This window comes from Paracoccus cavernae (assembly GCF_042430175.1).
In the GTDB taxonomy this organism is placed as follows: Bacteria; Pseudomonadota; Alphaproteobacteria; order Rhodobacterales; family Rhodobacteraceae; genus Paracoccus; species Paracoccus cavernae.
Genome location: NZ_JBHMDZ010000016.1, coordinates 1 through 26,606 on the forward strand (window position 1 = coordinate 1; position 26,606 = coordinate 26,606).

Below are 26,606 nucleotides of genomic sequence, written 5' to 3' on the forward strand. Positions count from 1 at the left end.
TGCGTTGGGAGAAGGGTCACATGGGTCAATTCTCAATGAAAATTATCCCGTCTACCGGGTCACGTCTCGACGGAAATCAACAATCATGGACATTATCAAAGCGGCGCTGCTGCCGCATATTCTGGAAATCATCGGGATCCTGCTGGCCTCGCTGATTGGCTGGGCCGCCAACACCGCGCGGCGCAAATGGGGCATCGACATCGAGGCCCGCCACCGCGAGGCGCTTCAATCGGCCCTGCTCAACGGCGCGCGGCTGGCGCTCGAGCGCGGCTTTGGCGGACAGGCGGCGGTGGCCGAGATCCTCAAGCATGTGCAGATCAGCGTTCCGGATGCGGTGATCGGGCTGGATGCGCACAAAGAAGTGCTGGGCAATCTGGCGCAGGCGAAACTGCGCGAGGCAGCGGGACGGCATAGAAGCTGACGCGGAGATGCTGCTGTGAAGAATCACGATAGATAGGGGCAATCTGGGGATTCGCGAGGCACGCATGCCATGATATGACATGTAAAACAGGAGGCCGGCATGGCGCAAAAAACCCAGATCGAATGGACCGACGCGACGTGGAATCCTGTCGCCGGCTGCATCAAAGTCGGGGCCGGTTGTGACAACTGCTACGCTGAGCGATTTGCGGAGCGTTGGCGCGGTGTGCCTGATCATCCGTATGAGTTCGGGTTTGATTTGCGACTTTGGCCGGCGCGACTGAAGCAGCCGAGAGCTTGGAAAAGGCCGCGGATGATCTTCGTTAACTCGATGAGCGACCTTTTCCAGAAAGAGATTCCCATCGAGTTTGTCGATCAAGTTTTTGACGCAATGGAAGCTGCGGACTGGCATGTCTATCAAGTCCTTACAAAACGTAGTTCGTTGATGCGAAACTACACTCGGCGGCGCTACGGAGCGGGAAAGGTTCCGTCCCACATATGGCTCGGGGTCTCCGTAGAGGATGGTGCTCACAAGAGTCGGATAGAGCACCTAAAGCAGATCAAGTCTGATGCTCTCTTTATTTCTTTCGAGCCTTTACTCGCGCCGGTCGGTGAGATTGACCTTCGAGGTGTGGCTTGGGCAATTGTGGGTGGAGAGAGTGGTCCTGGGGCCCGACCGATGGATGGGGCTTGGGCAACCGAAATTAGACTCATGTGTGAGCGAGATTCTGTCGCCTTCTTCTTCAAGCAGTGGGGAGGGGCTAGACCAAAATCGGGAGGTCGAACTCTTGACGGAGAAGAATGGAACGGCTTTCCTTGGCAGATAGTCCCCAATTCGATTCTTGAGGCTCTGAGGAGCTGACTTAACATAGGCTGGCCTTGGCAAAAAAATCGCATGTAGAAAAAACAGTTGGGCCTTGGGCGAATCAAAAGCTCGACGCACTTGAGAGTTATTTGAACTCCTATATGCAGGTTATGAAAAAGCAACGCTTCAAGCTTTTCTATATCGATGCCTTTGCCGGTGCCGGAATGGTAAAGGTAAGAGAGGGTGCAGGCGACTCTTCGACCGATGATCTGGATATGTTTTCGTCGGGGCAGATGACCGAAGACGATCAGAGGCAGGTCGAGGCCTATATAAAAGGATCACCTTTGCGAGCATTGGGGCTCGAGCGGAGGTTTGATCATTATAGATTCATTGATCTTGATCCCAAGAGGGTTGCGGATCTGAACAAGCTTGCGGAACCGTTTGCTGACAGTGAAGTCAAGGTAATCCAGGACGAGGCTAACAAGGTCGTCCAAGATATTGCTTCTAAGTTCGTGAACCCGTCTTGGCGCGGCGTTGCGTTCTTGGATCCATACGGTCCTCATCTTCATTGGCAAACTCTGGAAGCTCTCGCTTCCACCGGGAAGTTTGATGTGATCTTGAATTTCCCTCTCGCCATGGCAATAAATCGACAAATCAAAAGAGATGGCGCAAACCCAGAGAAGTGGGTCTCGCAGTTGGATCTTTGCTTTGGTGGACCTAGTTGGCGCGATGCGGCGTATGGGGAGATCGAAGGCCTATTTGGTGCAGAGCAGTTCAAGCACGATGATGCCGCCGGAAGGCTTTTAAGGCTCTATGTTGATAATCTTCGTGGTATTTTCAGTAGCGTGGCTGCGCCAAGCTTGGTGCGAAATACTAAAGGTACGCCACTTTATTATCTGATATGGGCGAGCGGCAACGCTCGCGGATTGCCGATAGCGGAGCATATTCTAAAGCTAGGCGAAAAGGTGAGCGTGCCTCGCAAGCGTAAGGATCGCTAAGGCCGGTGTCTGAGGGTGTGGACCTTTCGGTCAGACGGCGATGGTTTCGCGGTCGCACGCGCTCGGTAGGGCATGCCGACGCCGCCGTTATATCTGCCAGATGGGACGGCCGCCTCAATCAACAGTCCGCATACGCGCCCTTGCTGTACCGCGGCCAGTCCCTTGCATGGCTCTGTCTCACCATTTCGCAGGCGATGTCCGGAATGCGTTCGGTGGCGCAGTGCACGACCGGCATGCCGTAATGATCGACATCCCTCACGTCACAGCGCAGGGTTTCGTCAGCGACCAGCCGCGATAGTGCGCGGCTCGCCTCAGCCCCTCCCGACTCTTTGATCTCGGGCGCATTGATGCCCCCGATGCGCAGCCGCAGGTTTTTCCCCGGGCTGTCGAGCCGGATCGTGTCACCGTCGATAGCGACGGCACCGGTGATGATAATGGTGGCGAGTGAAAGGATCATGGCAGAGGTCTATCACAGGCACGTATCCGTCCAGTTAACGCATGGAAGCTGGCTCGAATCGTCTCGACTCGCGAGCCTCGGTAGCATGTGCAACCTTTACCAGACCGCGAAATCGGCCGATCTCGTCGCGCAGCTCTTTCGCGAGCCGCTGCGCGATCTGACCGGCAACGAGCCGTGGCCGGAGGACGTCTATCCCGACCGCACCGCGCCGATCATCCGGCATGACGGCGATGGGCCGGCGGTCGCGCGGGCCCGATGGGGCATGCCGACCCCGCCGATGTACCTCAAGACCACCCGCGATCCGGGCGTGACCAATATCTGCAACACCAGCAGCCCGCATTGGCGGCGTTGGCTCGGGCCGGACCATCGCTGTCTCGTGCCAGTTGTGCGGTTTTCCGAGCCAGGGGCTGATCACAAGCCCGTCTGGTTCGCACCCGTCGATGGGCGGCCGATTTTCTTCGCGGGCATCCAGACGCAGGGCTGGACCTCGGTGCGCAAGGTCAAGGACGGTGCAACGGTGGAGGATCTGTTCGGCTTCCTGACCGGTTCGCCGAATGCGGAAAATCGATCGGCAGCAGATGATGAGGTGCGAATGGGTCTACAAGAATTGAAGTTGTTCGTTTGCTGTGCTGTCAGCGCGCAACGCGAAAGCATGACGTCGCGGTTTGAAAGCTATCTGGCTAGGCGCGTGTCATTTGTTCATTGTTCAGACGAAAGGGAGTGCGCATTAGGCCCTAGCAAGCCGAGATCTAGGTGCGCATGACGAAAACGATCTCAGCAGCTTGATAAAAATTAACTGCAAAAGATCTCCTTAATGAACCCCTCGGATGCGTTGGGGTGTTGACGAAATCTGGGGTGTGTTCGTAGGATTGAGTGCGCAACGCATCAATGGGATGGTTTTTATGGCTACTACCCGTACTGAAACAAGCATCGCGACCAACGGAAAAGAACAAAAGCACCTCTATGCAGATGGGGAATATGGAGGTGCTGTCGTCAATCATATTAGGAATCTGGGCTTTGAATTAATTACGAGCTTCTCTCATGGCCACCACGTTCGGTCGGGGAAGGGGGCTGATGTTTTTAACTTTACAAACCTCGGAAACGTTAGAAACACCGTTGTTGGGCGGTTTGAAGATTTTGACCCGACTCAGGATAAAATCCAGATCAATGGTGTTGATTTGGATTTTAACAATCTTCCGAGTAACGTTCGGATAGTGTCTTATAATGGGGATCACAATGATCCTGGAGCGTTGCCTCAGCAGTGGCTTCTCATTGATACTGGGGCAGGGCATATATTCTATGCACTAGAAGGGGCTCGCGTAGATATGACCGGCGACGGGGGGGCGACCGGGAATGATGGGAATCAAGAGTCGCATTTTTTAGATTCGGTTCCCAACTTTTCGTCTTTGCCCGATGTGAGATATCAAAATCCTTTCAACTTCGTGCCGGCTGGCTACACGCCCGATGGTGGGGAGGTTATCCACGATTATTACGTTGGAGAAAATCCAGACCATAACTGGGGAGACCGTGACCCTTCGGACTTAGCCGCATATGTGGCGGGCACAGCAGGCGGTGACTTGATAGCATCAGGGCTAAATGACGATTTGGTCCGCGGAAACGGCGGTAACGACCTGATATGGGGTGGGGATGGAAACGATTTGGTTTACGGCCAAACGGGAAATGATACATTGTACGGCAATGCCGGCAATGACACCCTTAACGGGGGAGCTGGATCTGATCGATTGATTGGAGGAGCCGGGCGTGATGTATTGTGGGGAGGGAACGACGCTAGTCGAGATACCTTTGTCTTTTCAGCCCTGATTCACTCAAAGGTAGGTGCGCAGCGTGATGTAATTCAGGACTTTCAGCATGGCGTAGATGTAATCGAGTTGACGACACTCGATTCCAACGTAAGCGTGGCAGGCAATCAAAATTTTCTGTTTGGTGGTGCGACTGCAATCGCTAACGGTGTTTGGTATGGCTCCGCGAATGGAGGTGTGATCGTTCGCGGGGACATCAATGGAGATAAGGTCGCCGATTTTGAGATTTTTGTCGCCAACGTGACATCCGTAACGGCCACCGACTTCTTGCTTTGAGGCCCTGATTGGGAGATAAATAGCTCGGTGCGTCGCATTGAGCTATTTAGGCTTTCGATATTTTCTCGTCGGATTGTTAAGCTTCTTTGAAGTCACCGCTTCATGGCCTACGCGTCAAATCTTAGAGTTCACAGATTAAATGCTGGTGAGATGGCGACCGAAGTCTAAGGCTTGGAGCGATGTCCAGTCCGATCGATGATTGTCTGATGACTGTGGGTATGGGCGCTGACCGTCGTGGCGAACGCCTAGACTCCTCGGTTGAGTGCCTCTATCGCATTCTCTATGTGTGCGCGGGCCTCGAGCATCAGGGCTAACTGGCTCTTTGTCGCTATTGCGGTCGACGAAAAATTAATTTCGTATTCGGACAAAACGTGTGAATAGGCCTTACCCAATGTCTCAAGGTGTTTGATAAAGTCAAGATGGCTTTCGTTTAAGCTGCCAGCTTTTCTTTCGAATGTTAGTGAGGCGCGATTAGCTTCTGTTGTAACAAAAACTGAGGTTGGCATGGTTCACTCCTAGGTGTTTTTCGAAAAGCTGGAGCCAAAGCGCTCTTCTATGAAGCGGCTCTGTTTGTGGAGCTTTTCCTGAAGAAAGCTTATGACGCTATCTGGGAAATCTACCCTGGTTCCTTTGAAGACTACTTTAGTTGCCTTTGGGTATTTTCCTTTCTGGATATCCGCGAAAGTCTCAATGCGACGAAGGAAATCTAAGGGATCTCGAGCGATATCGCCGAAAGGAAGGTAAAGGATGCTTTTGGCGTCCATTTGCGCATCCCAGCGTTGAACGTGAGAAAAGTAATCGCCCCGCTCGAACACCTCAGGCTTCGATGCCTCCCTGATCCAGTCATCCAAGCTCTTCAGGTCGGGTTTGTGCCTACTGATGTTCATGGCAATTTGTGATAGGGCCCGCTGAATAGGGGATCTAATTATATAAATAATGCGGACGTCAGCGCCTAAGAACTTTTTGACAAACTCGATGCCTTCCGCGGGAATGCCGCAGTACTCTGGTGTGATATCAATGCCAATGCGATCAGGGCTACAGCGAGAAAAGACGCGTTTGTACCAGTTTCCGTTTAGCATGGGGGCCTCAGTCAGGCTATCAAGATAGGAGAGGTAATCTTGGTCGTTTGAGTCCACTAGCTTTTTTGCTTTTCTGACGCTGCTCTTGACGTGCCAAGGCGTCCAGCTTCTGTTTTCAGGTAGGAACTTATGGTCAAAAAAATGCAACTCCTTAAACGGAGTTGTCCACACACATGGGTTATCTGATAGGTTTTCATGGAGCCAAGAGGTGCCTGCTTTCTGAGCGCCAATGCAGAGAATTTTAGGGAGGGTCATGGCGCATCCTTGTAGGTAAGGTGAGGGTGTTCTGTCATTGCATTATCTAGCGTTAGTGGACAGAATCGAGTTGCGTTGCGCGGGCCTGCATCCAGGTCAGACGCGCTAAAGAGTGTCTAGAGTTTTCCTTAGGAGCGCTATTTTAGCTTTGTCGGCGAGTGGAGGGTTCTTGTTTCCTGCAAAGCTCATCATGCTGCCGAGAGCCGTGTCATTTTCAATGGCACGATTGATTAGCTCCTGAACGAAAGGCGCCGCGGGCGATTTCACTTTAAGTGATCTCTCAACTCTCCCGAATAGGTTATCAATAGCATCCCCTCCTTCAATCCAGAATGGGATAACGCCGTCATAGAGGGTGGTTGGGCTGCCCGTTCTCTCCTTCGGCGGCCAAGGCCGCTTCGGATGGAAAGCCTTTATCTTGGTTTCGACAAGTTTTATTGTATTGGCAAACAACGTTCCAGTCAGACCCAAAGTGCGGTCAAGATCATTTGTAGCAATATCCACAAAAGTATCGCAGACGGAGGTAAGCCATCGTGAGTTCATATCCTCTGCGATCGTCTGGCCAAAGTTCTCCGTAATTCTATGGAATAAAGTATTAGCAGTTGACGAGCTCGGATCCCGGCGCAGGGCAACGATCACGCATGCTAGTAGATGAGATATGCGTTTCTTTCCACCGAACTCTGGCTCAAGCTGTCGAAAGTGCTCGACGATGTTTTTCGTCCGGCCCGCCCATACTTTGGTTTGTTTCCCGTAAATTACGCTATTCGCAAAGCCATCCAGATTACACTGCGGATTTGGTAGGTTAGCGCCTTGGTTCTCGAGGAAAGAAATTTGGAAATACTGGGGCCACTCGCTGCGAATACTGCGCTCGGCATCAAGAAACAGTTCTTTTGATCTTTTTTCGTCAAACCCATAACCAGCGGAGGGTTCGTCAAGATATCCGAGTAAATCGAAATCGTCTTTAAAGATGTGGCGGATCCTGCTGACCTCTGAAGGAGAAAGGTCATTCTTTCTGAAGATCGGGCGGGTTGCTTTTGCTGATCGAACTGTCGGCAAGGTGACTTTTATTCCAAGCTGGGAAACGTATGCATCGAACTCTTCTTCGAGGTTCTCTTGGCGCAACTTGACCTTTGCGAACTGGATGCAGTTGAAGGGGGCGGTTTGGGGCCAAAGGTGATGCTTAAGATTGGCTTCGGCGTATCTGACAGAACGATCAAAGGGAATCGTCCTGTTTTCTAGGATGTCAAGCGCAATTGACGGTGTGAGATCCGGAATGCGAGGCTTGCTGTAATAGTCATCGCTGTCCACGTTTTCGGTCCCGAACCGAAACATGTTGACTGCCGAGAGAAAGCGATCAAAAGGGTTGCGAATAACCGTGAACGATGGAAGATGCTGCCATTCTTCCGGAACTTCTCCTGCCACTGGCCCAGTGTGTGGACCAGAAAATGCCGAGCGGACCGAGGATCCGGCATTTTTCGTGAGGTGAATGAAGACAATCTTATGATCGTTAAAGAGAAAATTCATCTATTGCTCGATCGGTTCCGAAAACTACAGAGCTGATATGCTTTGCCGTGTTCATGTCGTTATGAAAGACCTCGTCCAAGTGAATGGAATCGACACTCAACGGGTTGCGTGGTGGGGACTTTGCTGCAGCGACTCTTTGATCGATAGCGATGCTTTCGATCATGCGCCTTTGGTGCTCTGATATGTCAATTCCCAACAAGTCCTCAACAAACGGAATTGCGTCTTCGGTGGGGCGCTCAATCACCCAAAGCGTCAACGGAGCCTTCGGAAAGGTCTTAGCTACTTTTTCGATGAGGGGCAGCCAAGAAATAGACTTCCCATCGAGGGTGCCACCATCCGCAACCGCGGAAAAGCTATGCTGAGGAACAAGCCCCAAATGTAGCGATACTCGGCAGCCCGCAAAGAACTGGCTTAGTCCATCCACTGCGGGTCCGACGTTTGCGTAAAGACCGGAGGTGCTAAAGACTGTAGCCTTATCGCAAAGAATCCCATGTGCTGAAATTACTACTTTGCGTGAGTGAGCTGGTAGTGAGACCTCACTGATGTGTTTGACATGCTCGCCTGACTTCGCGCCTACAATACCGGAGCGCATTGTGCGGCGGAACTCTGTGGGAGAGACCACGTGGGTACCGCTCTTGCGCAGGTCGTCGGTCAGGCTTTGGCTGACCTCTTCGATCAGCGTGGGAAAGACGTCGTGCACCCCAAAATGGATCTCGTACTCACGCTCCAGCGATGGCAGCTGGCTTGCGGCTATCGGAACGAGGGCCGAGGATGTGGGGCGCTGTGCTCTGGCCGAAAGGCGTGACGCGAAGCTCATACCTATTCCTCGTCGAACCCTAATTATTAGTGTCTGCTAACCCGCGTGAATGTTGGGCGGCGAGCTCATCATGTGCAACCTGCCGCAACGCTTGAGCAAACCCATCAAAGCCCGCAGCCTGTGCACAGGAAGCAGCGACCAAGCTATCTTGAACGAGTGCGTTTAATGGGTTTGGGCTGTCGTGGCAATCCGTCGCGGCAAGCGACGGAAGCTCATCTTGAATTTGCTCCATCTGGCTGTCCTTTGCTACCCGACCGCTGACCGACCGCATGTTGATCACTATATATATGCTCCTGATGGTCGTTTCCTGAAGCTTTTTCGGTGTTGGCTTTACGTCACGCGATCCGCTCATTCCTCCTCGATGGGTAGGCCCGCGCGCGGTTGGAAGTTCCGACACAAGTTATTGCTTTCGTGTGGACCAAATTAGAGCAGTTGGCGATTTAGTTTCGTCATATCAGCCGTAGGGGTGGTCTCCAAAACCGAGGGTCGTGGGTTCGAGTCCCTCTGCCCCTGCCAGCCGCAAATCTTCTTCCAAGATGTTCGGGCTTTCGCGACCATGGCGCTGATATTGCATCTTGGGGCGCATAAGACCGCCACCACCCATCTCCAGAAATCCTTGCAGCTCGCAGTCGAGACTTTGGCCGAGGCCGGGATTTATTATGCCGGACCCGATCTGCTGCGCACCGATCTGTGTCCGTTGGTCGACGGGGTGGGGGCCAAGGGGCCGCAGGGCCATGCCAAGGCCCAACGCGCGAGCGCGGTCCTCCATCAGGCCCAAGCCGATTTTCCCCATCTTCTGGTTTCGGACGAGAACCTTCTGGGCGGGACGAATCGCATGGGGCTGTTCGACCGCAAGGGCCGGATCTATCCCTTGGCGGCGCCCCGACTGCAGCGCATCATCGCGCTGACGGGTGCCAAGGACGTGACGGTTGCGCTTTCGGTGCGCGATCCGGCGTCTTTCATGGTCTCGGCTTTCTCTCTCCAGATCACGCGCGGGCACGAGCTCGATATCCGTGACTATCTTTGCGGCCGAGATGTCGCCGCGCTCAGCTGGAGCGAGCTGGCAGAGCGTCTGCTGGGGGTCGAGGGGGTCTCGCGGCTGGTGCTCTGGCGCTACGAGGATTACGGCGCTTTGCGGCCGCAGATCCTCGCGCGGCTTTTGACGCCCGAGCTTGTTCCCGCGATCCCCGAACCGCCGCCCGCCAATATGGGGCTGACGCAGATGGCCTATGACTGGCTGATCGCGCGCGCCATGGAAGACAGCGATGCCGATCTGCGCAGTCTCGTGCGCGAGGCCTGGCGCAAATTCCCGAAAACCGGCGATCGCGCGGGGCTGCGCCTGCTCGAGGATGACGAATACCGCCGCTCGGCCGAGGCCTATGCCGCCGACCTCGCCGCTTTGCGTGCCATGACGGGGGTCGAGTTTCTCGCGCCCTGAGCAGGGCAATTGTGCCTCATCGTCACAGGCGGGTTGAAAAGGCGGTGCACTCGGGTTATTTGACGCGCTGCAAAGCCAAAGGGAAATCCATGACGAATCCCGTCCAGTTCATCGGCCAGGTCCGCGCCGAAATCAGCAAGATCACTTGGCCGACCCGCCGCGAGGTCGTCACGACCACGATCATGGTCTTGATCATGGCGACGATCTGTTCGCTTTTCTTCTTCATGGTGGACTTCGGCATTCGTACGGGTCTTGGTGCAATTCTGGGTGCCGTCGGGTCCTAGGGCTTGCCATTTCGGGCCTTTGACGGTAAATCCCGCCAAACAGCCCGATCGCCGGCGTGCAACGATTCGCTCGTGCGCGCCGATTTCAATTTTGCCTTCGGGCATGGGTTGTCGAGAATTTGGGGCCGATCAGCAGGCTCCGGCAAGAAACAGGGGTTGATCGAAGCATGGCAAAGCGTTGGTATTCGGTCAGTGTTCTGTCCAACTTCGAGAAGAAGGTCGCCGAGGCGATTCGTCTTGCAGCTGCCGAAAAGGGGCTGGAAGAGCAGATTGACGAAGTTCTGGTCCCCACCGAAGAGGTGATCGAGATTCGTCGCGGCAAGAAAGTGACCTCCGAGCGTCGCTTCATGCCGGGCTATGTGCTGGTGCACATGGAACTGTCGGATCGCACCTACCACCTCGTGAACTCGATCAACCGCGTGACCGGTTTCCTTGGCGCGCAGGGTCGGCCGATGCCGATGCGCGACGACGAGGTGAACGGCATCCTCAACCGCGGTGGCGCGGATGGTGTCGAGGTTGCGCCGCGCAACCTGATCCGTTTCGAGGTTGGCGAGAAGGTCAATGTCACCGACGGTCCCTTCGAAGGGTTCTCGGGTTCGGTGGAAGAGGTTGATGATGCTGCTGGCCGCGTGAAGGTCACAGTGTCGATCTTCGGCCGGCCGACGCCGGTCGAGCTGGAATTCACGCAGATCTCCAAGGTCGTGTGATAGTCGCGCGGAAGGCGTAAGCCGTACCGCTAAGTCGGGCCCCGGGTTTTCCCACAAGGGCATGATGATAAAGGAGTGGGCCAAATGGCCAAGAAAGTAATCGGCAGCCTCAAGCTGCAAATCAAGGCGGGCCAAGCGAACCCGTCCCCGCCGGTCGGCCCCGCACTGGGCCAGCGCGGCATCAACATCATGGAATTCACCAAGGCGTTCAACGCCCGTACCCAAGAGATGGAACAGGGCGTTCCGACTCCGGTGGTGATTACCTATTATGCCGACAAATCCTTCACTTTCGAGCTGAAGACCCCGCCGGCATCCTTCCTTCTGAAGCGTGCAGCCGGTCTGAAGCCGGTCGGCAAGCGCAACCGCGCTCGCGGCTCGGAAAAGCCGGGTCGTCTGGTTGCAGGTAGCGTGACCGTCGCTCAGATCCGTCAGATCGCAGAAGCCAAGGCGAAAGACCTTTCGGCCAATGACGTCGAAGCCGCAATGCAGATCATTCTGGGTTCCGCCCGTTCGATCGGTATCGAGGTGAAAGGGTAAGCCATGGCGAAGATTTCCAAAAAACAAGCCGTTGCGAAGACCGCATTCGAAGGCAAAGCCAACCTCTCGGTTGAAGAAGCTGTTGCTCTGGTCAAAGGCGCTGCTCACGCGAAGTTCGACGAAACCGTCGAAATCGCGCTGAACCTCGGCGTTGACCCGCGTCACGCAGACCAGATGGTCCGCGGCGTCGTGACCCTGCCGAACGGCACGGGCAAATTCGTTCGCGTCGCTGTTTTCGCTCGCGGCCCCAAAGCCGACGAAGCAAAAGCAGCCGGTGCCGAGATCGTCGGTGCGGAAGACCTGATGGAGACCATCCAGTCGGGCAAGATCGAATTCGATCGCTGCATCGCCACCCCGGACATGATGCCGCTGGTCGGCCGTCTGGGCAAAATCCTCGGCCCGCGCAACCTGATGCCGAACCCCAAAGTCGGCACCGTCACGATGGACGTGAAAGCGGCTGTCGAAGCGGCAAAAGGCGGCGAAGTTCAGTTCAAAGCTGAAAAAGCCGGTGTTGTTCATGCAGGCGTCGGCAAAGTCAGCTTCGACGAAGCCAAGCTGGCCGAAAACATCCGCGCATTCGTGGATGCGGTGAACCGCGCGAAGCCCTCGGGCGCGAAAGGGACTTACCTGAAAAAAGTCTCGATCAGCTCGACCATGGGCCCGGGCGTTTCGCTTGACCTAGCGTCGTCTGTCGCGCAATAAGCGCAAAGAGTTTTGCTGGGGAGACCTGGCAAATGGCGGGGCTGACAAGCCCCGTCCTGTCCGAGACGGAGGGTGCGGGTTCCCCGCTTAATGTCCTTCCTGAGATGGGATCAAGACCATTTTCCGACTTGTTTCGGGTGATCTTGGCACCGTCACGGACCCGAACCTGCGGCCCCCTCGGGGTGCAGGATAGTGAGAGCCGGGGGGAAACCCCCATACTTGGAGTGAAACCGTGGATAGAGCGCAAAAAGAGCAAGTGGTCGAAGAACTCGGCCAGATCTTTGAAGCCTCTGGCGTCGTAGTGGTTGCCCGCTACGAGGGGATGACGGTTGCCGAAATGCAGGACCTGCGCGCGCAAATGCGTGAAGTTGGTGGGTCCGTTCGCGTTGCCAAGAACAGGCTCGCCAAGATTGCCCTGGACGGGAAGCCTTGCGGAAGCATTGCTACCTATCTGACGGGTATGACCGTGCTCGCTTTCTCCGAGGACCCGGTAGCTGCTGCCAAGGTCGCGGACAAATACGCCAAGGGTAACGACAAGTTCGTCATCCTCGGCGGTGCAATGGGCGACACGGCACTTGACCCGGCTGGCGTCAAAGCTGTCGCACAAATGCCGTCGCGTGAAGAGCTTATCGCTCAGATCGTGTCGAGCATCGGTGCACCGGCTTCGAACATCGCTGGCGCAATTGGCGCACCTGCTTCGAACATCGCGGGCATCCTCACTACGCTCGAAGAGCGTGAGGCTGCATAAGGCAAACCAATTCCCGTCGTGGACTTGTAATCTCGACGTTGGAACACTTAGATAAGAGAACGGAAAAATGGCTGATCTTAAGAAACTCGCCGAAGAAATCGTTGGCCTGACCCTGCTGCAGGCTCAGGAACTGAAAACCATCCTGAAGGATGAGTACGGCATCGAGCCGGCTGCTGGTGGCGCCGTCATGATGGCTGGTCCGGCTGCAGCTGCTGAAGCAGTTGAAGAAAAGACCGAATTCGACGTCGTTCTGACCGACGCTGGTGCGAACAAGATCAACGTGATCAAAGAAGTTCGCGCAATCACCGGTCTGGGCCTGAAAGAAGCTAAAGACCTGGTCGAAGCTGGCGGCAAAGTCAAAGAAGCAGCTGCTAAAGCAGAAGCTGAAGACATCAAAGCGAAGCTCGAAGCAGCTGGCGCTAAAGTCGAACTGAAATAATTGACCTAAAGGTCAATGTGAATAAGGCAGGGTCCGGGGTTCCTCGGTCCCTGCCGAACCTGTCTTGAAGGGCGGTTTTGGTTCAGACCTTCCTTCAGGGCATGTTCGGAGTTCGGGAGCCTCGCGGTGGGACGCGCGGCACGAATGGAGCTCCACCCCTCATTCGCCGCCTTGTGCTGACCGGGACCCGACGGGCAGGACAAGCGAAAGACGAAAGGTATGACCCCCTATGGCGCAAGCTTATGTCGGCCAGAAACGCATCCGGCGTTACTATGGCAATATCCGTGAAGTTCTTGAGATGCCGAACCTCATCGAGGTTCAGAAGTCGTCCTACGACCTCTTCCTGCGCTCGGGCGAGGCGGTAGGCCACCAGGACGGCGAGGGTATCCAGGGCGTTTTCCAGTCGGTTTTCCCGATCAAGGATTTCAACGAGACGGCCACGCTCGAATTCGTCAAATACGAGCTCGAAAAGCCGAAATACGACGTCGACGAGTGCCAGGCTCGCGACATGACCTATGCTGCGCCGCTGAAAGTGACGCTGCGTCTGATCGTGTTCGATGTGGATGAGACCACCGGCGCGAAATCGGTCAAGGACATCAAGGAACAAGACGTGTTCATGGGCGATATGCCCCTGATGACGCAGAACGGTACGTTCATCGTGAACGGCACCGAGCGTGTTGTCGTGTCGCAGATGCACCGCAGCCCGGGCGTCTTCTTCGACCACGACCGCGGCAAGACCCACTCTTCGGGTAAACTGCTGTTCGCATGCCGCATCATTCCCTATCGCGGCTCGTGGCTCGACTTCGAATTCGACGCCAAGGATCTCGTGTTCGCGCGCATCGACCGTCGCCGCAAATTGCCGGTGACGACGCTGCTTTACGCGCTCGGCATGGATCAGGAAGGCATCATGGATGCTTTCTACGACACCGTCGATTACAAGCTGCAAAAGGCGACCAAAGGTCAGGAAGCGGGTTGGGTCACGCGCTTCTTCCCCGATCGCGTGCGCGGCACCCGTCCGAACTACGATCTGGTCAATGCCGATACCGGCGAGGTCATCACCAAGGCCGGCGAGAAAGTCACGCCGCGTCTGGTCAAGCAGCTGCTTGAAAAAGACGGCCCGCTGAACCTGCTGATCCCGTTCGAGCGCATCGTCGGCCGCTTTGTCGCGAAAGACATCATCAACGAGGACACCGGTCTGATCTACGCCGAGGCCGGCGACGAGATCACGATCGAATACGACCGTGACGGCGAGATCTCGGGCGGTCTGCTCAAGGTCCTGATCGACAACGGCATCACCGATATTCCGGTGCTGGACATCGACCACGTCAACGTCGGTCCCTACATCCGCAACACGATGGCGGCAGACAAGAACATGAGCCGAGACGGCGCGCTGATGGACATCTACCGCGTCATGCGTCCGGGCGAGCCGCCGACTGTCGAGGCTGCCTCGGCCATGTTCGACAGCCTGTTCTTCGATAGCGAGCGCTACGACCTTTCGGCCGTTGGTCGCGTGAAGATGAACATGCGTCTCGACCTCGATGCCCCGGATACCCAGCGCACGCTGCGTCACGAGGACATCATCGCCTGTATCCGCGGCCTCGTGGAACTGCGCGACGGCAAGGGCGAGATCGACGACATCGACCACCTCGGCAACCGCCGTGTGCGTTCGGTCGGCGAACTGATGGAAAACCAGTACCGCGTCGGCCTGCTCCGCATGGAGCGCGCGATCCGCGAGCGCATGTCCTCGGTCGAGATCGACACGGTCATGCCGCAGGATCTGATCAACGCGAAACCGGCGGCTGCGGCTGTCCGCGAATTCTTCGGCTCCTCGCAGCTGTCGCAGTTCATGGACCAGACCAACCCGCTTTCGGAAGTGACGCACAAGCGTCGTCTCTCGGCTCTCGGGCCGGGCGGTCTGACGCGCGAGCGTGCAGGCTTCGAGGTTCGCGACGTTCACCCGACCCACTACGGCCGGATGTGCCCGATCGAAACGCCGGAAGGCCAGAACATCGGTCTGATCAACTCGCTCGCGACCTTCGCCCGCGTCAACAAATACGGTTTCATCGAAACGCCTTACCGCAAGGTCATCGAAGGCCGTGTTACCGATGACGTGGTCTATATGTCCGCGACCGAGGAAATGCGTCACACCGTCGCTCAGGCGAACGCGACGCTCGACGCCGAAGGCAACTTCGTCGACGAGCTGATCTCGACCCGTCAGGCGGGCGACTTCATGCTGAACCCGGTTGATGCGGTCGATCTGATCGACGTTTCGCCCAAACAGCTGGTGTCGGTTGCTGCGGCTCTGATCCCGTTCCTTGAAAACGACGACGCCAACCGCGCTCTGATGGGCTCGAACATGCAACGTCAGGCCGTGCCGCTTCTGCGCGCCGAGGCTCCTTTCGTGGGCACCGGCATGGAAGCGATCGTGGCCCGCGATTCGGGTGCGGCGATCATGGCGCGTCGCGGCGGCATCATCGACCAGGTCGATGCGCAGCGTATCGTTATCCGTGCGACCGAAGATCTTGGTGCAGGCGATGCGGGCGTGGACATCTACCGTCTGCGCAAGTTCAAACGCTCGAACCAGTCCTCGACCATCAACCAGCGTCCGCTGGTGAAAGTGGGCGAGCGCGTCGTGACCGGCCAGGTCGTCGCCGACGGTCCCTCGACCGATCAGGGCGAACTGGCAATCGGCCGCAACGTGGTCGTCGCCTTCATGCCGTGGAACGGCTACAACTACGAAGACTCGATCCTGATTTCGGAGCGTATCCACCGCGACGACGTGTTCACCTCGATCCATATCGACGAATACGAAGTGGCGGCCCGCGACACGAAACTGGGGCCGGAAGAGATCACCCGCGACATCCCGAACGTCGGCGAGGAAGCGCTCCGCAACCTCGACGAAGCCGGTATCGTCTATATCGGTGCCGAAGTCGGCCCGGGCGACATTCTGGTGGGCAAGATCACGCCGAAGGGCGAAAGCCCGATGACGCCGGAAGAAAAGCTTCTGCGCGCCATCTTCGGTGAAAAAGCGTCGGACGTCCGCGATACCTCGCTGCGCCTGCCGCCGGGTGCTTACGGCACGATCGTCGAAGTTCGCGTCTTCAACCGTCACGGCGTCGACAAAGACGAACGCGCGCTTCAAATCGAGCGTGAAGAAGTCGAACGTCTGGCACGCGACCGCGACGACGAGATGGCGATCCTTGACCGCAACATCTACGCCCGTCTGAAGACGCTGATCTCGGGCAAGTCGGTTGTCAAAGGTCCCAAAGGCATCAAAGCCGGCGCGACCATCGACGACGAACTGCTGGGCACGCTGTCGCGCGGCCAGTGGTGGCTGCTTGCCGTCAGCGAGGAAGATGTCGCCAAGGAAGTCGAGGCGCTCAACCAGCAGTACGACGCACAGCGCAAGGCCCTCGAAGCACGCTTCGAAGACAAGGTCGAGAAAGTCCGTCAGGGCGACGACCTGCCTCCGGGCGTGATGAAGATGGTCAAGGTCTTCGTCGCGGTGAAGCGCAAGCTTCAGGCCGGCGACAAGATGGCCGGTCGTCACGGCAACAAAGGTGTCGTCTCGAAAGTCGTCCCGATGGAAGACATGCCTTTCCTTGCGGACGGCACGCCTGTCGACCTCGTGATGAACCCGCTCGGCGTTCCGTCGCGTATGAACGTTGGTCAGATCCTCGAAACCCACATGGGCTGGGCGTCGCGCGGTCTGGGCATCAAGATCGACGAAGCGCTGCAGGACTACCGCCGCAACGGCGATATGACTCCGGTTCGTGACGCGATGCGCAACGGTTACGGCGACGAAATCTATGCCTCGACCTTCGACGGCATCGACGACGCACGCCTGATCGAGCATGCAGAGGCCGTGAAAACGGGCGTTCCGATTGCAACGCCTGTCTTCGACGGTGCGAAAGAGGCCGACATCAACGACGCTCTGCGCCGTGCCGGTTTCGACACTTCGGGCCAGTCGATCGTGTTCGACGGTCGTTCGGGCGAGCAATTCGCACGTCCGGTCACCGTGGGCATGAAATACGTCCTGAAGCTGCACCACCTTGTCGACGACAAGATGCACGCTCGCTCGACCGGTCCGTACTCGCTCGTTACGCAGCAGCCGCTGGGTGGTAAGGCGCAGTTCGGTGGTCAGCGTCTGGGTGAGATGGAAGTCTGGGCTCTGGAAGCTTACGGCGCCGCCTATACCCTGCAAGAGATGCTGACCGTGAAGTCGGATGACGTTGCAGGCCGCACCAAGGTCTATGAATCGATCGTCAAGGGCGACGACAACTTTGAAGCTGGCGTCCCCGAGTCGTTCAACGTGCTGGTGAAAGAGGTCCGGGGTCTGGGCCTCAACATGGAACTCCTGGATGCGGAGGAAGAAGAGTGAGGGCTTTTGCCCTCACCCTGCCTTCCCTTCGCGCCACTCATTAGGAATTGAAAATGAACCAGGAACTCGCCAACAATCCCCTTAACCCGCTGGCCTCTCCGCGCCAGTTCGACGAGATTAAGATCTCGCTCGCATCCCCCGAAGAGATCCTCGCCTGGTCCTTCGGCGAGGTGAAAAAGCCGGAAACCATCAACTACCGCACGTTCAAACCCGAGCGTGACGGCCTGTTCTGCGCGCGCATCTTTGGTCCGATCAAGGACTACGAATGCCTGTGCGGCAAATACAAGCGCATGAAGTATCGCGGCCTCGTCTGCGAGAAATGTGGTGTTGAAGTCACGCTCCAGAAGGTGCGTCGCGAGCGCATGGGCCATATCGAGCTCGCCGCTCCGGTCGCGCATATCTGGTTCCTGAAATCGCTTCCGTCGCGCATCGGCCTGATGCTCGACATGACCCTGCGTGATCTCGAACGCATTCTCTACTTCGAGAACTACGTCGTGATCGAACCGGGTCTGACCGACCTCTCCTACGGCCAGCTGCTGGGCGAAGAAGAGTATATGGACGCGCAGGACCAGTTCGGCGCAGACGCTTTCACCGCCAATATCGGTGCCGAAGCGATCCGCGAAATGCTGGCCAATATCGATCTGGCTGCGACCGCAGACCAGCTCCGCGAGGAGCTGAAGGAAGCAACCGGCGAGCTAAAGCCGAAGAAGATCATCAAACGCCTGAAGATCGTCGAGAGCTTCCTGGAATCGGGCAACCGTCCCGAATGGATGGTCATGACCGTGATTCCGGTCATCCCGCCGGAACTGCGTCCGCTGGTTCCGCTGGATGGCGGCCGTTTCGCGACTTCGGACCTGAACGACCTCTATCGCCGCGTCATCAACCGCAACAACCGTCTGAAGCGCCTGATCGAGCTTCGTGCGCCCGATATCATCGTGCGCAACGAAAAGCGTATGCTTCAGGAATCGGTTGACGCTTTGTTCGACAACGGCCGTCGCGGCCGCGTCATTACGGGCAACAACAAGCGCCCGCTGAAGTCGCTGTCGGATATGCTGAAGGGCAAGCAGGGCCGCTTCCGTCAGAACCTTCTGGGCAAGCGCGTCGACTTCTCGGGCCGCTCGGTCATCGTGACCGGCCCCGAGCTGAAGCTGCACCAGTGCGGTCTGCCGAAGAAAATGGCGCTCGAGCTGTTCAAGCCGTTCATCTATTCGCGTCTTGAAGCGAAGGGCCTGTCCTCGACCGTCAAGCAAGCGAAGAAACTGGTCGAAAAAGAGCGTCCCGAGGTCTGGGATATCCTTGACGAGGTCATCCGCGAGCATCCGGTTCTGCTGAACCGTGCGCCCACGCTGCACCGTCTCGGCATCCAGGCGTTCGAGCCGATCCTGATCGAAGGCAAAGCGATCCAGCTTCACCCGCTGGTTTGCGCGGCGTTCAACGCCGACTTCGACGGTGACCAGATGGCCGTTCACGTCCCGCTGTCGCTTGAAGCGCAGCTGGAAGCGCGCGTCCTGATGATGTCGACCAACAACGTTCTGTCGCCCGCCAACGGCGCGCCGATCATCGTTCCTTCGCAGGACATGATCCTTGGTCTCTACTACACGACCATGCAGCGCGACGGCATGAAGGGCGAAGGCATGGCCTTCCGCAACCTCGAGGAAGTCGAGCACGCGCTCGCTGCCGACGAGGTGCATCTGCATGCCAAGATCACGGCCCGCGTGCCGCAGATCGACGAGAACGGCAACGAGGTGATGAAACGCTTCGAAACCACGCCGGGCCGTCTGCGCCTTGGCGCGCTGCTGCCGCGCAATGCGAAAGCACCGTTCGAGCTGGTCAACCGCCTGCTGCGCAAAAAGGACATCCAGTCCGTCATCGACACCGTCTACCGCTATAGCGGCCAGAAGGAATCGGTGATCTTCTGTGACCAGATCATGGGTCTCGGCTTCCGTTCGGCATTCCGTGCCGGCATCTCGTTCGGCAAGGACGACATGGTGGTTCCGGACAACAAATGGACCATCGTCGAAGAGGTCCAGGATCAGGTCAAGGAGTTCGAGCAGCAGTATCTCGACGGCCTGATCACCCAGGGCGAGAAGTACAACAAAGTCGTCGATGCGTGGTCGAAATGTAACGACCGCGTCACCGAGGCGATGATGAACACCATCTCGGCCACGCATTATGCTCCGAACGGCGCCGAAGAAGAGCCGAACTCGGTCTATATGATGGCGCACTCCGGTGCTCGTGGCTCGGTCACGCAGATGAAGCAGCTGGGCGGGATGCGCGGCCTGATGGCCAAGCCGAACGGCGAGATCATCGAGACGCCGATCATCTCGAACTTCAAGGAAGGTCTGACCGTTCTTGAATACTTCAACTCGACCCACGGCGCCCGTAAGGGTCTGTCGGATACCGCACTGAAGACGGCAAACTCGGGTTACCTGACCCGCCGTCTGGTGGACGTCGCCCAGGACTGCATCGTGCGCGAGCATGATTGCGGCACCGACCGCGCGATCACCGCTTCGGCTGCAGTCAACGACGGTGAAGTCGTCAGCCCGCTCTCCGAGCGCGTGCTGGGCCGCGTTGCTGCCGATGACGTTCTGGTTCCGGGCGAAGACACGATCATCGTCCGCGCCGGCGAAGTCATCGACGAACGCAAGGCGGACGAGATCGAGCAAGCCCATGTCCAGACCGTGCGCATCCGCTCGGCTCTGACCTGTGAGGCCGAAGACGGCGTTTGCGCCCTGTGCTATGGTCGCGACCTTGCACGCGGTACGCTGGTCAACATCGGTGAAGCTGTCGGCATCATCGCCGCACAGTCGATCGGTGAACCGGGTACGCAGCTGACGATGCGGACCTTCCACATCGGCGGCGTGGCTCAAGGTGGCCAGCAGTCGTTCATCGCGGCAGCGCAAGACGGCAAGATCACCTTCGAGAACGAGAGCCTTCTGGCCAATGCCAACGGCGAATTCATCGTCATGAGCCGCAACATGCAGCTCAATGTGATGGGTGCGGGCGACGAGGTTCTCTCGACGCACAAGCTGTTCTACGGCTCGAAGCTCTTTGTCGCCGAAGGCGATGCGGTGACCCGCGGCCAGAAGCTGTTCGAATGGGACCCCTATACCCTGCCGATCATCGCCGAGAAGGCCGGTACCACGAAGTTCGTCGACCTCATCGCCGGTATCTCGGTGCGTGACGAGACGGATGACGCGACGGGCATGACCCAGAAGATCGTCACCGATTGGCGTTCGGCGCCGAAAGGCAACGAGCTCAAGCCGGAAGTCATCCTGATGGATGCCAACGGCGAGCCGATCCGCAACGATCAGGGCAATCCGGTCAGCTATCCGATGTCGGTGGACGCCGTTCTGTCGATCGAAGATGGCGCCGATGTCCGCGCCGGTGACGTTATCGCGCGTATTCCGCGCGAAGGCGCCCGGACCAAGGACATCACCGGTGGTCTGCCGCGTGTGGCCGAACTGTTCGAAGCCCGTCGTCCGAAAGATCACGCAATCATCGCGGAAATCGATGGTTATGTGCGCTTCGGCAAGGACTACAAGAACAAGCGCCGCATCGCGATCGAGCCTTCGAACGAAGGTCAGGAAGCGGTCGAGTACATGGTGCCGAAAGGCAAGCACATCCCGGTGCAGGAAGGCGACTTCGTGCAGAAGGGTGACTACATCATGGACGGCAACCCCGCTCCGCACGACATCCTGCGCATCATGGGTATCGAGGCTTTGGCCGACTACCTGATCGACGAAGTGCAGGACGTCTATCGTCTGCAGGGCGTGAAGATCAACGACAAGCACATCGAGGTGATCGTGCGGCAGATGCTGCAGAAGATCGAGATCCTCGACAGTGGTGACACCACGCTTCTCAAAGGTGAAAACGTCGATCGTGACGAATTCTTCGAAGAGAACGCCAAGATCGAAGCGCGTGGTGGCCGTCCGGCAACCGGCGAGCCGGTCCTGCTCGGGATCACCAAAGCGTCGCTGCAGACCCGCAGCTTCATCTCGGCCGCGTCGTTCCAAGAGACGACCCGCGTGCTGACCGAAGCCGCTGTTCAGGGTAAGCGCGACAAGCTTGTCGGCCTGAAAGAGAACGTCATCGTCGGCCGCCTGATTCCGGCCGGTACCGGTGGCGCGACCGCCCGCGTTCGCAAGATCGCAGCGGACCGCGATGCCGAGGTGATCGGCGTTCGCCGCGCCGAAGCCGAAGCCGCCGCCGCATTGGCTGCGCCCGAGGTGGTGACGCCGGCAGGTGTCTTCTCGGACGATCAGGAGTAATCCCTCCGTCCGAATGAACTGGAAGGCCCGGAGGAAACTCCGGGCCTTTTTCCTTTCCGGCGGGCAGGGAAGGGCGCGCGGCGATATGCGGTTTCGGGAACGGGCGCGCTTTCGCGCCTTACCTTTCTGCGCGTTCCTCGAGCAGGGCAGCGGTCGCGGCCGGATCGACGATCATTGCGCGTTTGGGATTGGCCGGATCGTCGACGATATGGGCCGGCAGCCCTTGATGCGTGATCCCCATCGTGCGCGCGATCGTGTCGTAATTGCGGTTGGGTTTGGGGCGCCGCAAGGTCAGCATCCGTGCCTTCATATCCTTGCACAGCACGCAGGTATGAAGCGCTGATCCTTCGACCCCCGCGATCACACGCGCATTGGCAAAGAATCCGACCTGTTCGGCGATGGGCAGGCCCTCGGGCGTGACGATCTTCCAGCCCTTGTCGCGCAGCCGCGCGGTCAGTTCGGCCTCGCCGTCGATATGGTAGAACCCGCCGGTGAAGGATTGCCGGGTGAGGTAGATCTTGTCCTCGCCCAGCCTGCCCTGAACGGTCGCGAGTGCGTCCTTTTGGCGGTAGTGGAAGTGGTCGGGGATGATATAGCCCGGCGCCGGAACCCAGATTTTCGCGAAACGCGTCGGTTGGCGCAGGATGAGATGGCGTTTGTGGGGGACCGACAGGAAGCGCAGGAGTTTATGCGACCATTCGGTCAGGTTGCGGCCCGCCGCCCAGACGATCCGCAGCTCGGATTCCTTGTAGGCCCAGAGCCGCGAGAGGGTCTCCAGCAGGAAATGCCCGTAATGATGCGAGATATAGCCGGCAAAGATGACCTCTTCGTCGATGAAGGCGACCGGCTCCCCGTTGGCGGCGGGCTCGCCCAGAAGGATGTTGCGGTAGCGTTCGAGCCCCGAGATGCGCACCGGCCTTGCGTCCTGATCGAGCACGCCCATCGGTTGGCCGCGCGGGATCTGGTAATCGTCGGCGGGATAGACGGTGCCGTTGCGGTAAGCGGTCAGCGGCAATTCGTAATCGGCAGGGTCGGAGGCGCTTCCAAGTCCGTAGGGCAGGTACATTGATCTCTTTCGCAGCGGGCTTCCGGCGAGGCCGGTTGGTGTCGGGGCGATGCTTGTGCCGCCGGCATGGACGCAGATATAGCGAGTTCGCGCAACCTGTCGCGCAATTTGCGTATCCTCCGCGCCGCGTGGCCTCGCCGGATGCGGTTTCGCCACGGTTCGAGACCCGTCCCGACCCCGGGGGCGGCGGGGCAGGGGGCGGCTGCTCCTGTTGACTCGGGGCGGGAATCTTTCTATATGCGCATCACCCGGAGAGAGTCTCAGTTCCGGGGCCCAGAACCAACATGGTCAAAGTTTGGGTTAATTACCCGGATTTTCTGGAATTCCCGTCCATTCTCTTTCGAGAATCGGATGGGTTTGGCGTTTTGCAATCTGTGCAGAACGCTGTCGAGAAGTGGCGCAGTCATCCGGCTGCGAGTATTGACGAAAGCAAGACGGGGAACCGAATGCCGACGATCCAACAGCTGATCCGCAAACCGCGGCAGCCCAAAGTGCAGCGCTCGAAATCGCAGCACCTCCAAGGATGCCCGCAAAAGCGCGGCGTCTGCACGCGTGTGTACACCACCACGCCGAAGAAACCGAACTCCGCTATGCGTAAGGTCGCGAAAGTGCGCCTGACGAATGGCTTCGAGGTCATCTCCTACATCCCGGGCGAAAAGCACAACCTCCAGGAGCACAGCGTCGTGCTGATCCGTGGCGGCCGCGTGAAAGACCTTCCGGGTGTCCGTTACCACATCCTCCGGGGTGTTCTGGACACCCAGGGCGTCAAAGATCGTCGTCAGCGTCGTTCGAAATACGGCGCGAAGCGTCCGAAGTAAGGAGAGGCATAGATGTCACGTCGTCACGCCGCTGAAAAACGCGAAATCCTTCCCGACGCCAAATACGGCGATCGGGTTCTGACGAAATTCATGAACAACCTGATGGTTGACGGTAAGAAATCGACCGCCGAGCGCATCGTCTACAACGCGCTCGAGCGTGTTGAGGGCAAGCTGAAGCGCGAGCCGATCGAAGTCTTCCACGAAGCCCTCGACAACGTGAAGCCTTCGGTCGAAGTGCGCTCGCGTCGCGTTGGTGGTGCAACCTACCAGGTTCCGGTCGAGGTTCGCCCGACCCGTCGCGAGGCTCTGGCCATCCGTTGGCTGATCACCGCTGCGAAAAACCGCAACGAACACACCATGGAAGAGCGTCTGGCTGGTGAGCTGGCCGATGCCGTCAATGGTCGTGGCACCGCGGTCAAGAAGCGCGAAGACACCCACAAGATGGCCGACGCCAACAAAGCGTTCAGCCATTACCGCTGGTAATCGAAGGGAACGCTTATGGCACGCGAATATCCGCTAGAACGTTACCGTAACTTCGGGATCATGGCTCACATCGACGCGGGTAAAACCACGACGACCGAGCGCATCCTGTTCTATACCGGTAAGAACCACAAAATGGGTGAGACGCACGACGGTGCGTCCACCATGGACTTCATGGAACAGGAAGCAGAGCGCGGGATCACGATCTCGTCCGCTGCCACCACGACCTTCTGGCAAAAGCACGAGGACACCGAGTTCACGGTGGACCAAGAGCAGCGTCACAAGTTCAACATCATCGACACCCCCGGCCACGTTGACTTCACGATTGAAGTTGAACGTTCGCTGGCGGTTCTCGATGGTGCGATCTGCCTTCTCGACGGTAACGCCGGCGTTGAACCGCAGACCGAAACCGTGTGGCGTCAGGCGGACCGCTATGGCGTGCCGCGGATCGTGTTCGTCAACAAGATGGACAAGATCGGCGCGGACTACTTCAAGTGCGTCGAGATGATCAAAGACCGCACCGGCGGCACCCCGTGCCCGATCGCTTTGCCGATCGGCGCCGAGGACAAGCTGGAAGGCGCGATCGACCTGATCAAGATGGAAGAATGGGTCTGGAAGGGCGAGGACGTTGGCGCGTCCTGGGTCCGTCAGCCCATCCGCGAAGAGCTGAAAGATCTGGCCGACGAATGGCGCGGCAAGATGATCGAGCTCGCCGTCGAAATGGACGACGCGGCCATGGAAGCCTATCTTGAAGGCAACGAGCCCGACGAGGCAACGCTGCGCAAGCTGATCCGCAAGGGTACGCTCTCGCTGACGTTCTTCCCCGTCATGGCTGGTTCGGCGTTCAAGAACAAAGGTGTCCAGCTGCTGCTGAACGCCGTGATCGACTTCCTGCCGGCTCCGACCGACGTTCCGGACCTGATGGGCTTCGCCCCTGACGACGAGACCGAAACGCGCAACATCGCGCGCAAGGCTTCGGATTCCGATCCGTTCTCGGCGCTTGCGTTCAAGATCATGAACGACCCCTTCGTCGGCTCGCTGACCTTCACGCGCATCTATTCGGGCGCGCTGAAAAAAGGCGACCAGATGCTGAACGCCACCAAAGGCAAGCGCGAACGCGTTGGCCGTATGATGGTGATGCACGCGATCAACCGCGAAGAGATCGATGAAGCCTTTGCCGGCGACATCATCGCTCTGGCAGGTCTGAAAGAAACCACCACGGGTGACACCCTGTGTGATCCGGCCAAGCCGGTGGTTCTCGAAACCATGACCTTCCCCGAGCCGGTGATCGAGATTGCCGTCGAGCCCAAGTCGAAAGCCGACCAGGAAAAGATGGGCCTCGCCCTTCAGCGCCTGGCAGCAGAAGACCCGTCCTTCCGCGTCGAAACCGATATCGAATCGGGCCAGACGATCATGAAGGGCATGGGCGAACTTCACCTCGACATCCTGGTCGACCGCATGAAGCGCGAGTTCAAGGTCGAGGCGAATATCGGTGCGCCGCAGGTGGCTTATCGCGAGACCATCTCGAACGAAGCCGAGATCGACTATACGCACAAGAAACAGACCGGTGGTACCGGCCAGTTCGCGCGTATCAAGCTGGTCATCACGCCCACCGAGCCGGGCGAAGGCTACTCGTTCGAGTCGAAAATCGTTGGTGGTGCTGTTCCGAAGGAATACATCCCCGGCGTCGAAAAAGGCATCAAGTCGGTCATGGACTCCGGTCCGCTGGCAGGCTTCCCGGTTATCGACTTCAAAGTCGCTCTGATCGACGGTGCTTTCCACGATGTCGACTCGTCGGTTCTCGCCTTCGAAATCGCTGCTCGCGCTGGTATGCGTGAGGGTCTGCGCAAAGCAGGTGCAAAACTGCTCGAGCCGATCATGCGCGTCGAAGTCGTGACTCCGGAAGAGTATACCGGTTCGATCATCGGTGACCTCACCAGCCGTCGCGGCATGGTTCGTGGTCAGGACACCCGCGGTAACGCCAACGTCATCGACGCAATGGTCCCGCTGGCGAACATGTTCGGCTACATCAACAACCTGCGCTCGATGTCCTCGGGCCGTGCAGTGTTCACGATGCAGTTCGACCATTACGATGCCGTTCCGCAGAACATCTCGGACGAGATCCAGAAGAAATACGCTTAATCGGTTTGGCGGGGCGCACCCCCGCCTTTCCCTTGCAGATCACGCGAATTTAAGGAGCCCTGCTTATGGCAAAGGCAAAGTTTGAACGGAACAAACCGCACGTCAACATCGGCACGATCGGCCACGTTGACCACGGCAAGACGACGCT

Annotated in this window: 24 protein-coding genes; 18 read left to right on the forward strand and 6 right to left on the reverse strand. The window is 57.9% G+C overall.

The annotated features are described in order from the left end of the window. From ACFFUC_RS11885 to tcmP, 3 genes are all read left to right on the forward strand, one after another. Positions 1-421 (forward strand): hypothetical protein (locus ACFFUC_RS11885; RefSeq protein ID WP_377686492.1); only part of this gene is annotated, 421 nt, incomplete at its 5' end. Positions 422-520: 99 nt separating this feature from the next. Then, a complete protein-coding gene (locus ACFFUC_RS11890) occupies positions 521-1,279 on the forward strand; it encodes a DUF5131 family protein (RefSeq protein ID WP_377686494.1) in 759 nt (252 codons plus the stop codon). Between the two features lie 17 nt (positions 1,280-1,296). Continuing rightward, positions 1,297-2,220 (forward strand): three-Cys-motif partner protein TcmP, encoded by a 924-nt coding sequence (gene tcmP / locus ACFFUC_RS11895; protein ID WP_377686496.1) that lies wholly within the window; start codon positions 1,297-1,299, stop codon positions 2,218-2,220. A 118-nt stretch (positions 2,221-2,338) separates the two neighbouring features. On the opposite strand, the gene ACFFUC_RS11900 is transcribed toward tcmP, so the two are convergent. After that, positions 2,339-2,677: a thermonuclease family protein gene (locus ACFFUC_RS11900; protein WP_377686498.1), complete on the reverse strand. Its 339-nt coding sequence runs from the start codon at positions 2,675-2,677 to the stop codon at positions 2,339-2,341. Between ACFFUC_RS11900 and ACFFUC_RS11905 the strand changes: the two genes are divergently transcribed. After that, positions 2,676-3,440 (forward strand): SOS response-associated peptidase family protein, encoded by a 765-nt coding sequence (locus tag ACFFUC_RS11905; RefSeq protein WP_377686501.1) that lies wholly within the window; start codon positions 2,676-2,678, stop codon positions 3,438-3,440. The two genes, ACFFUC_RS11900 and ACFFUC_RS11905, sit on opposite strands and share 2 nt — an antisense overlap. Positions 3,441-3,504: 64 nt before the next feature. Further along, positions 3,505-4,773, forward strand: coding sequence for a calcium-binding protein (locus tag ACFFUC_RS11910; protein WP_377686503.1), 1,269 nt, complete (start codon positions 3,505-3,507; stop codon positions 4,771-4,773). 515 nt (positions 4,774-5,288) lie between these two features. On the opposite strand, the gene ACFFUC_RS11915 is transcribed toward ACFFUC_RS11910, so the two are convergent. The 4 genes from ACFFUC_RS11915 to ACFFUC_RS11930 all read right to left on the reverse strand — a co-directional run bounded on the left by ACFFUC_RS11915 (position 5,289) and on the right by ACFFUC_RS11930 (position 8,677). Continuing rightward, complete coding sequence (locus ACFFUC_RS11915; protein ID WP_377686505.1) at positions 5,289-6,107, reverse strand: sulfotransferase; 819 nt, start codon at positions 6,105-6,107, stop codon at positions 5,289-5,291. Positions 6,108-6,212: 105 nt separating this feature from the next. Then, positions 6,213-7,628: a sulfotransferase family 2 domain-containing protein gene (locus tag ACFFUC_RS11920; RefSeq protein WP_377686507.1), complete on the reverse strand. Its 1,416-nt coding sequence runs from the start codon at positions 7,626-7,628 to the stop codon at positions 6,213-6,215. After that, the gene (locus ACFFUC_RS11925) at positions 7,612-8,445 is read right to left on the reverse strand and encodes a hypothetical protein (protein ID WP_377686509.1); all 834 of its coding nucleotides are present in this window, start codon (positions 8,443-8,445) and stop codon (positions 7,612-7,614) included. Before ACFFUC_RS11925 ends, ACFFUC_RS11920 begins: the two co-directional genes overlap by 17 nt. 19 nt (positions 8,446-8,464) lie before the next feature. Next, complete coding sequence (locus tag ACFFUC_RS11930) at positions 8,465-8,677, reverse strand: hypothetical protein (RefSeq protein WP_377686512.1); 213 nt, start codon at positions 8,675-8,677, stop codon at positions 8,465-8,467. 324 nt (positions 8,678-9,001) lie between these two features. On the opposite strand from ACFFUC_RS11930, the gene ACFFUC_RS11935 reads away from it, so the two are divergent. From ACFFUC_RS11935 to rpoC, 9 genes are all read left to right on the forward strand, one after another. After that, positions 9,002-9,883 carry a hypothetical protein gene (locus ACFFUC_RS11935; RefSeq protein WP_377686514.1) on the forward strand — a complete coding sequence of 294 codons (882 nt, stop codon included), beginning with the start codon at positions 9,002-9,004 and terminating at the stop codon, positions 9,881-9,883. Positions 9,884-9,972: 89 nt separating this feature from the next. Next, entirely contained in the window at positions 9,973-10,167 is a 195-nt protein-coding gene (gene secE, locus ACFFUC_RS11940) for a preprotein translocase subunit SecE (RefSeq protein ID WP_377686515.1), read from the forward strand. A gap of 167 nt (positions 10,168-10,334) precedes the next feature. Next, on the forward strand, positions 10,335-10,874 hold the full coding sequence (nusG, locus tag ACFFUC_RS11945; RefSeq protein ID WP_377686516.1) for a transcription termination/antitermination protein NusG: 540 nt from the start codon (positions 10,335-10,337) through the stop codon (positions 10,872-10,874). 84 nt (positions 10,875-10,958) lie between these two features. Then, on the forward strand, positions 10,959-11,411 hold the full coding sequence (gene rplK, locus ACFFUC_RS11950) for a 50S ribosomal protein L11 (protein ID WP_377686518.1): 453 nt from the start codon (positions 10,959-10,961) through the stop codon (positions 11,409-11,411). 3 nt (positions 11,412-11,414) lie between these two features. After that, positions 11,415-12,113: a 50S ribosomal protein L1 gene (gene rplA / locus ACFFUC_RS11955; RefSeq protein ID WP_377686519.1), complete on the forward strand. Its 699-nt coding sequence runs from the start codon at positions 11,415-11,417 to the stop codon at positions 12,111-12,113. A 232-nt stretch (positions 12,114-12,345) separates the two neighbouring features. Further along, positions 12,346-12,861, forward strand: coding sequence for a 50S ribosomal protein L10 (gene rplJ / locus ACFFUC_RS11960; protein ID WP_377686521.1), 516 nt, complete (start codon positions 12,346-12,348; stop codon positions 12,859-12,861). Between the two features lie 67 nt (positions 12,862-12,928). Next, positions 12,929-13,300 carry a 50S ribosomal protein L7/L12 gene (gene rplL / locus ACFFUC_RS11965; protein WP_377686522.1) on the forward strand — a complete coding sequence of 124 codons (372 nt, stop codon included), beginning with the start codon at positions 12,929-12,931 and terminating at the stop codon, positions 13,298-13,300. 229 nt (positions 13,301-13,529) lie between these two features. After that, positions 13,530-17,681, forward strand: a complete 4,152-nt coding sequence (gene rpoB / locus ACFFUC_RS11970; protein ID WP_377686524.1) for a DNA-directed RNA polymerase subunit beta — start codon at positions 13,530-13,532, stop codon at positions 17,679-17,681. A 53-nt stretch (positions 17,682-17,734) separates the two neighbouring features. Further along, on the forward strand, positions 17,735-21,952 hold the full coding sequence (gene rpoC / locus ACFFUC_RS11975; RefSeq protein WP_377686526.1) for a DNA-directed RNA polymerase subunit beta': 4,218 nt from the start codon (positions 17,735-17,737) through the stop codon (positions 21,950-21,952). A 118-nt stretch (positions 21,953-22,070) separates the two neighbouring features. Here rpoC and ACFFUC_RS11980 read toward each other — a convergent pair whose 3' ends face one another. Next, a complete protein-coding gene (locus ACFFUC_RS11980; RefSeq protein WP_377686528.1) occupies positions 22,071-23,018 on the reverse strand; it encodes a glycosyltransferase family 61 protein in 948 nt (315 codons plus the stop codon). 446 nt (positions 23,019-23,464) lie between these two features. On the opposite strand from ACFFUC_RS11980, the gene rpsL reads away from it, so the two are divergent. From rpsL to ACFFUC_RS12000, 4 genes are all read left to right on the forward strand, one after another. Continuing rightward, complete coding sequence (gene rpsL, locus ACFFUC_RS11985; RefSeq protein ID WP_022705687.1) at positions 23,465-23,836, forward strand: 30S ribosomal protein S12; 372 nt, start codon at positions 23,465-23,467, stop codon at positions 23,834-23,836. A 12-nt stretch (positions 23,837-23,848) separates the two neighbouring features. Continuing rightward, positions 23,849-24,319, forward strand: a complete 471-nt coding sequence (rpsG, locus tag ACFFUC_RS11990) for a 30S ribosomal protein S7 (RefSeq protein WP_377686529.1) — start codon at positions 23,849-23,851, stop codon at positions 24,317-24,319. Positions 24,320-24,334: 15 nt separating this feature from the next. Then, positions 24,335-26,458 carry an elongation factor G gene (gene fusA, locus ACFFUC_RS11995; RefSeq protein ID WP_377686531.1) on the forward strand — a complete coding sequence of 708 codons (2,124 nt, stop codon included), beginning with the start codon at positions 24,335-24,337 and terminating at the stop codon, positions 26,456-26,458. Positions 26,459-26,523: 65 nt separating this feature from the next. Then, the coding region (locus ACFFUC_RS12000) for a GTP-binding protein (protein ID WP_236549664.1) at positions 26,524-26,606 on the forward strand (83 nt) is incomplete at its 3' end.

Coding starts and splice junctions, on each gene's coding strand:
- ACFFUC_RS11935 (WP_377686514.1), top strand. CDS start 9,002: ATGGCGCTGATATTGCATCTTGGGGCGCATAAGACCGCCACCACCCAT.
- rpoB (WP_377686524.1), top strand. CDS start 13,530: ATGGCGCAAGCTTATGTCGGCCAGAAACGCATCCGGCGTTACTATGGC.
- rplK (WP_377686518.1), top strand. CDS start 10,959: ATGGCCAAGAAAGTAATCGGCAGCCTCAAGCTGCAAATCAAGGCGGGC.
- ACFFUC_RS11920 (WP_377686507.1), bottom strand. CDS start 7,628: ATGAATTTTCTCTTTAACGATCATAAGATTGTCTTCATTCACCTCACG.
- rpsL (WP_022705687.1), top strand. CDS start 23,465: ATGCCGACGATCCAACAGCTGATCCGCAAACCGCGGCAGCCCAAAGTG.
- ACFFUC_RS11900 (WP_377686498.1), bottom strand. CDS start 2,677: ATGATCCTTTCACTCGCCACCATTATCATCACCGGTGCCGTCGCTATC.
- rplA (WP_377686519.1), top strand. CDS start 11,415: ATGGCGAAGATTTCCAAAAAACAAGCCGTTGCGAAGACCGCATTCGAA.
- ACFFUC_RS11980 (WP_377686528.1), bottom strand. CDS start 23,018: ATGTACCTGCCCTACGGACTTGGAAGCGCCTCCGACCCTGCCGATTAC.
- rpsG (WP_377686529.1), top strand. CDS start 23,849: ATGTCACGTCGTCACGCCGCTGAAAAACGCGAAATCCTTCCCGACGCC.
- ACFFUC_RS11925 (WP_377686509.1), bottom strand. CDS start 8,445: ATGAGCTTCGCGTCACGCCTTTCGGCCAGAGCACAGCGCCCCACATCC.
- rplL (WP_377686522.1), top strand. CDS start 12,929: ATGGCTGATCTTAAGAAACTCGCCGAAGAAATCGTTGGCCTGACCCTG.
- ACFFUC_RS11905 (WP_377686501.1), top strand. CDS start 2,676: ATGGCAGAGGTCTATCACAGGCACGTATCCGTCCAGTTAACGCATGGA.
- fusA (WP_377686531.1), top strand. CDS start 24,335: ATGGCACGCGAATATCCGCTAGAACGTTACCGTAACTTCGGGATCATG.
- ACFFUC_RS11930 (WP_377686512.1), bottom strand. CDS start 8,677: ATGGAGCAAATTCAAGATGAGCTTCCGTCGCTTGCCGCGACGGATTGC.
- ACFFUC_RS11915 (WP_377686505.1), bottom strand. CDS start 6,107: ATGACCCTCCCTAAAATTCTCTGCATTGGCGCTCAGAAAGCAGGCACC.
- ACFFUC_RS11910 (WP_377686503.1), top strand. CDS start 3,505: ATGCGTTGGGGTGTTGACGAAATCTGGGGTGTGTTCGTAGGATTGAGT.
- nusG (WP_377686516.1), top strand. CDS start 10,335: ATGGCAAAGCGTTGGTATTCGGTCAGTGTTCTGTCCAACTTCGAGAAG.
- rpoC (WP_377686526.1), top strand. CDS start 17,735: ATGAACCAGGAACTCGCCAACAATCCCCTTAACCCGCTGGCCTCTCCG.
- secE (WP_377686515.1), top strand. CDS start 9,973: ATGACGAATCCCGTCCAGTTCATCGGCCAGGTCCGCGCCGAAATCAGC.
- ACFFUC_RS11890 (WP_377686494.1), top strand. CDS start 521: ATGGCGCAAAAAACCCAGATCGAATGGACCGACGCGACGTGGAATCCT.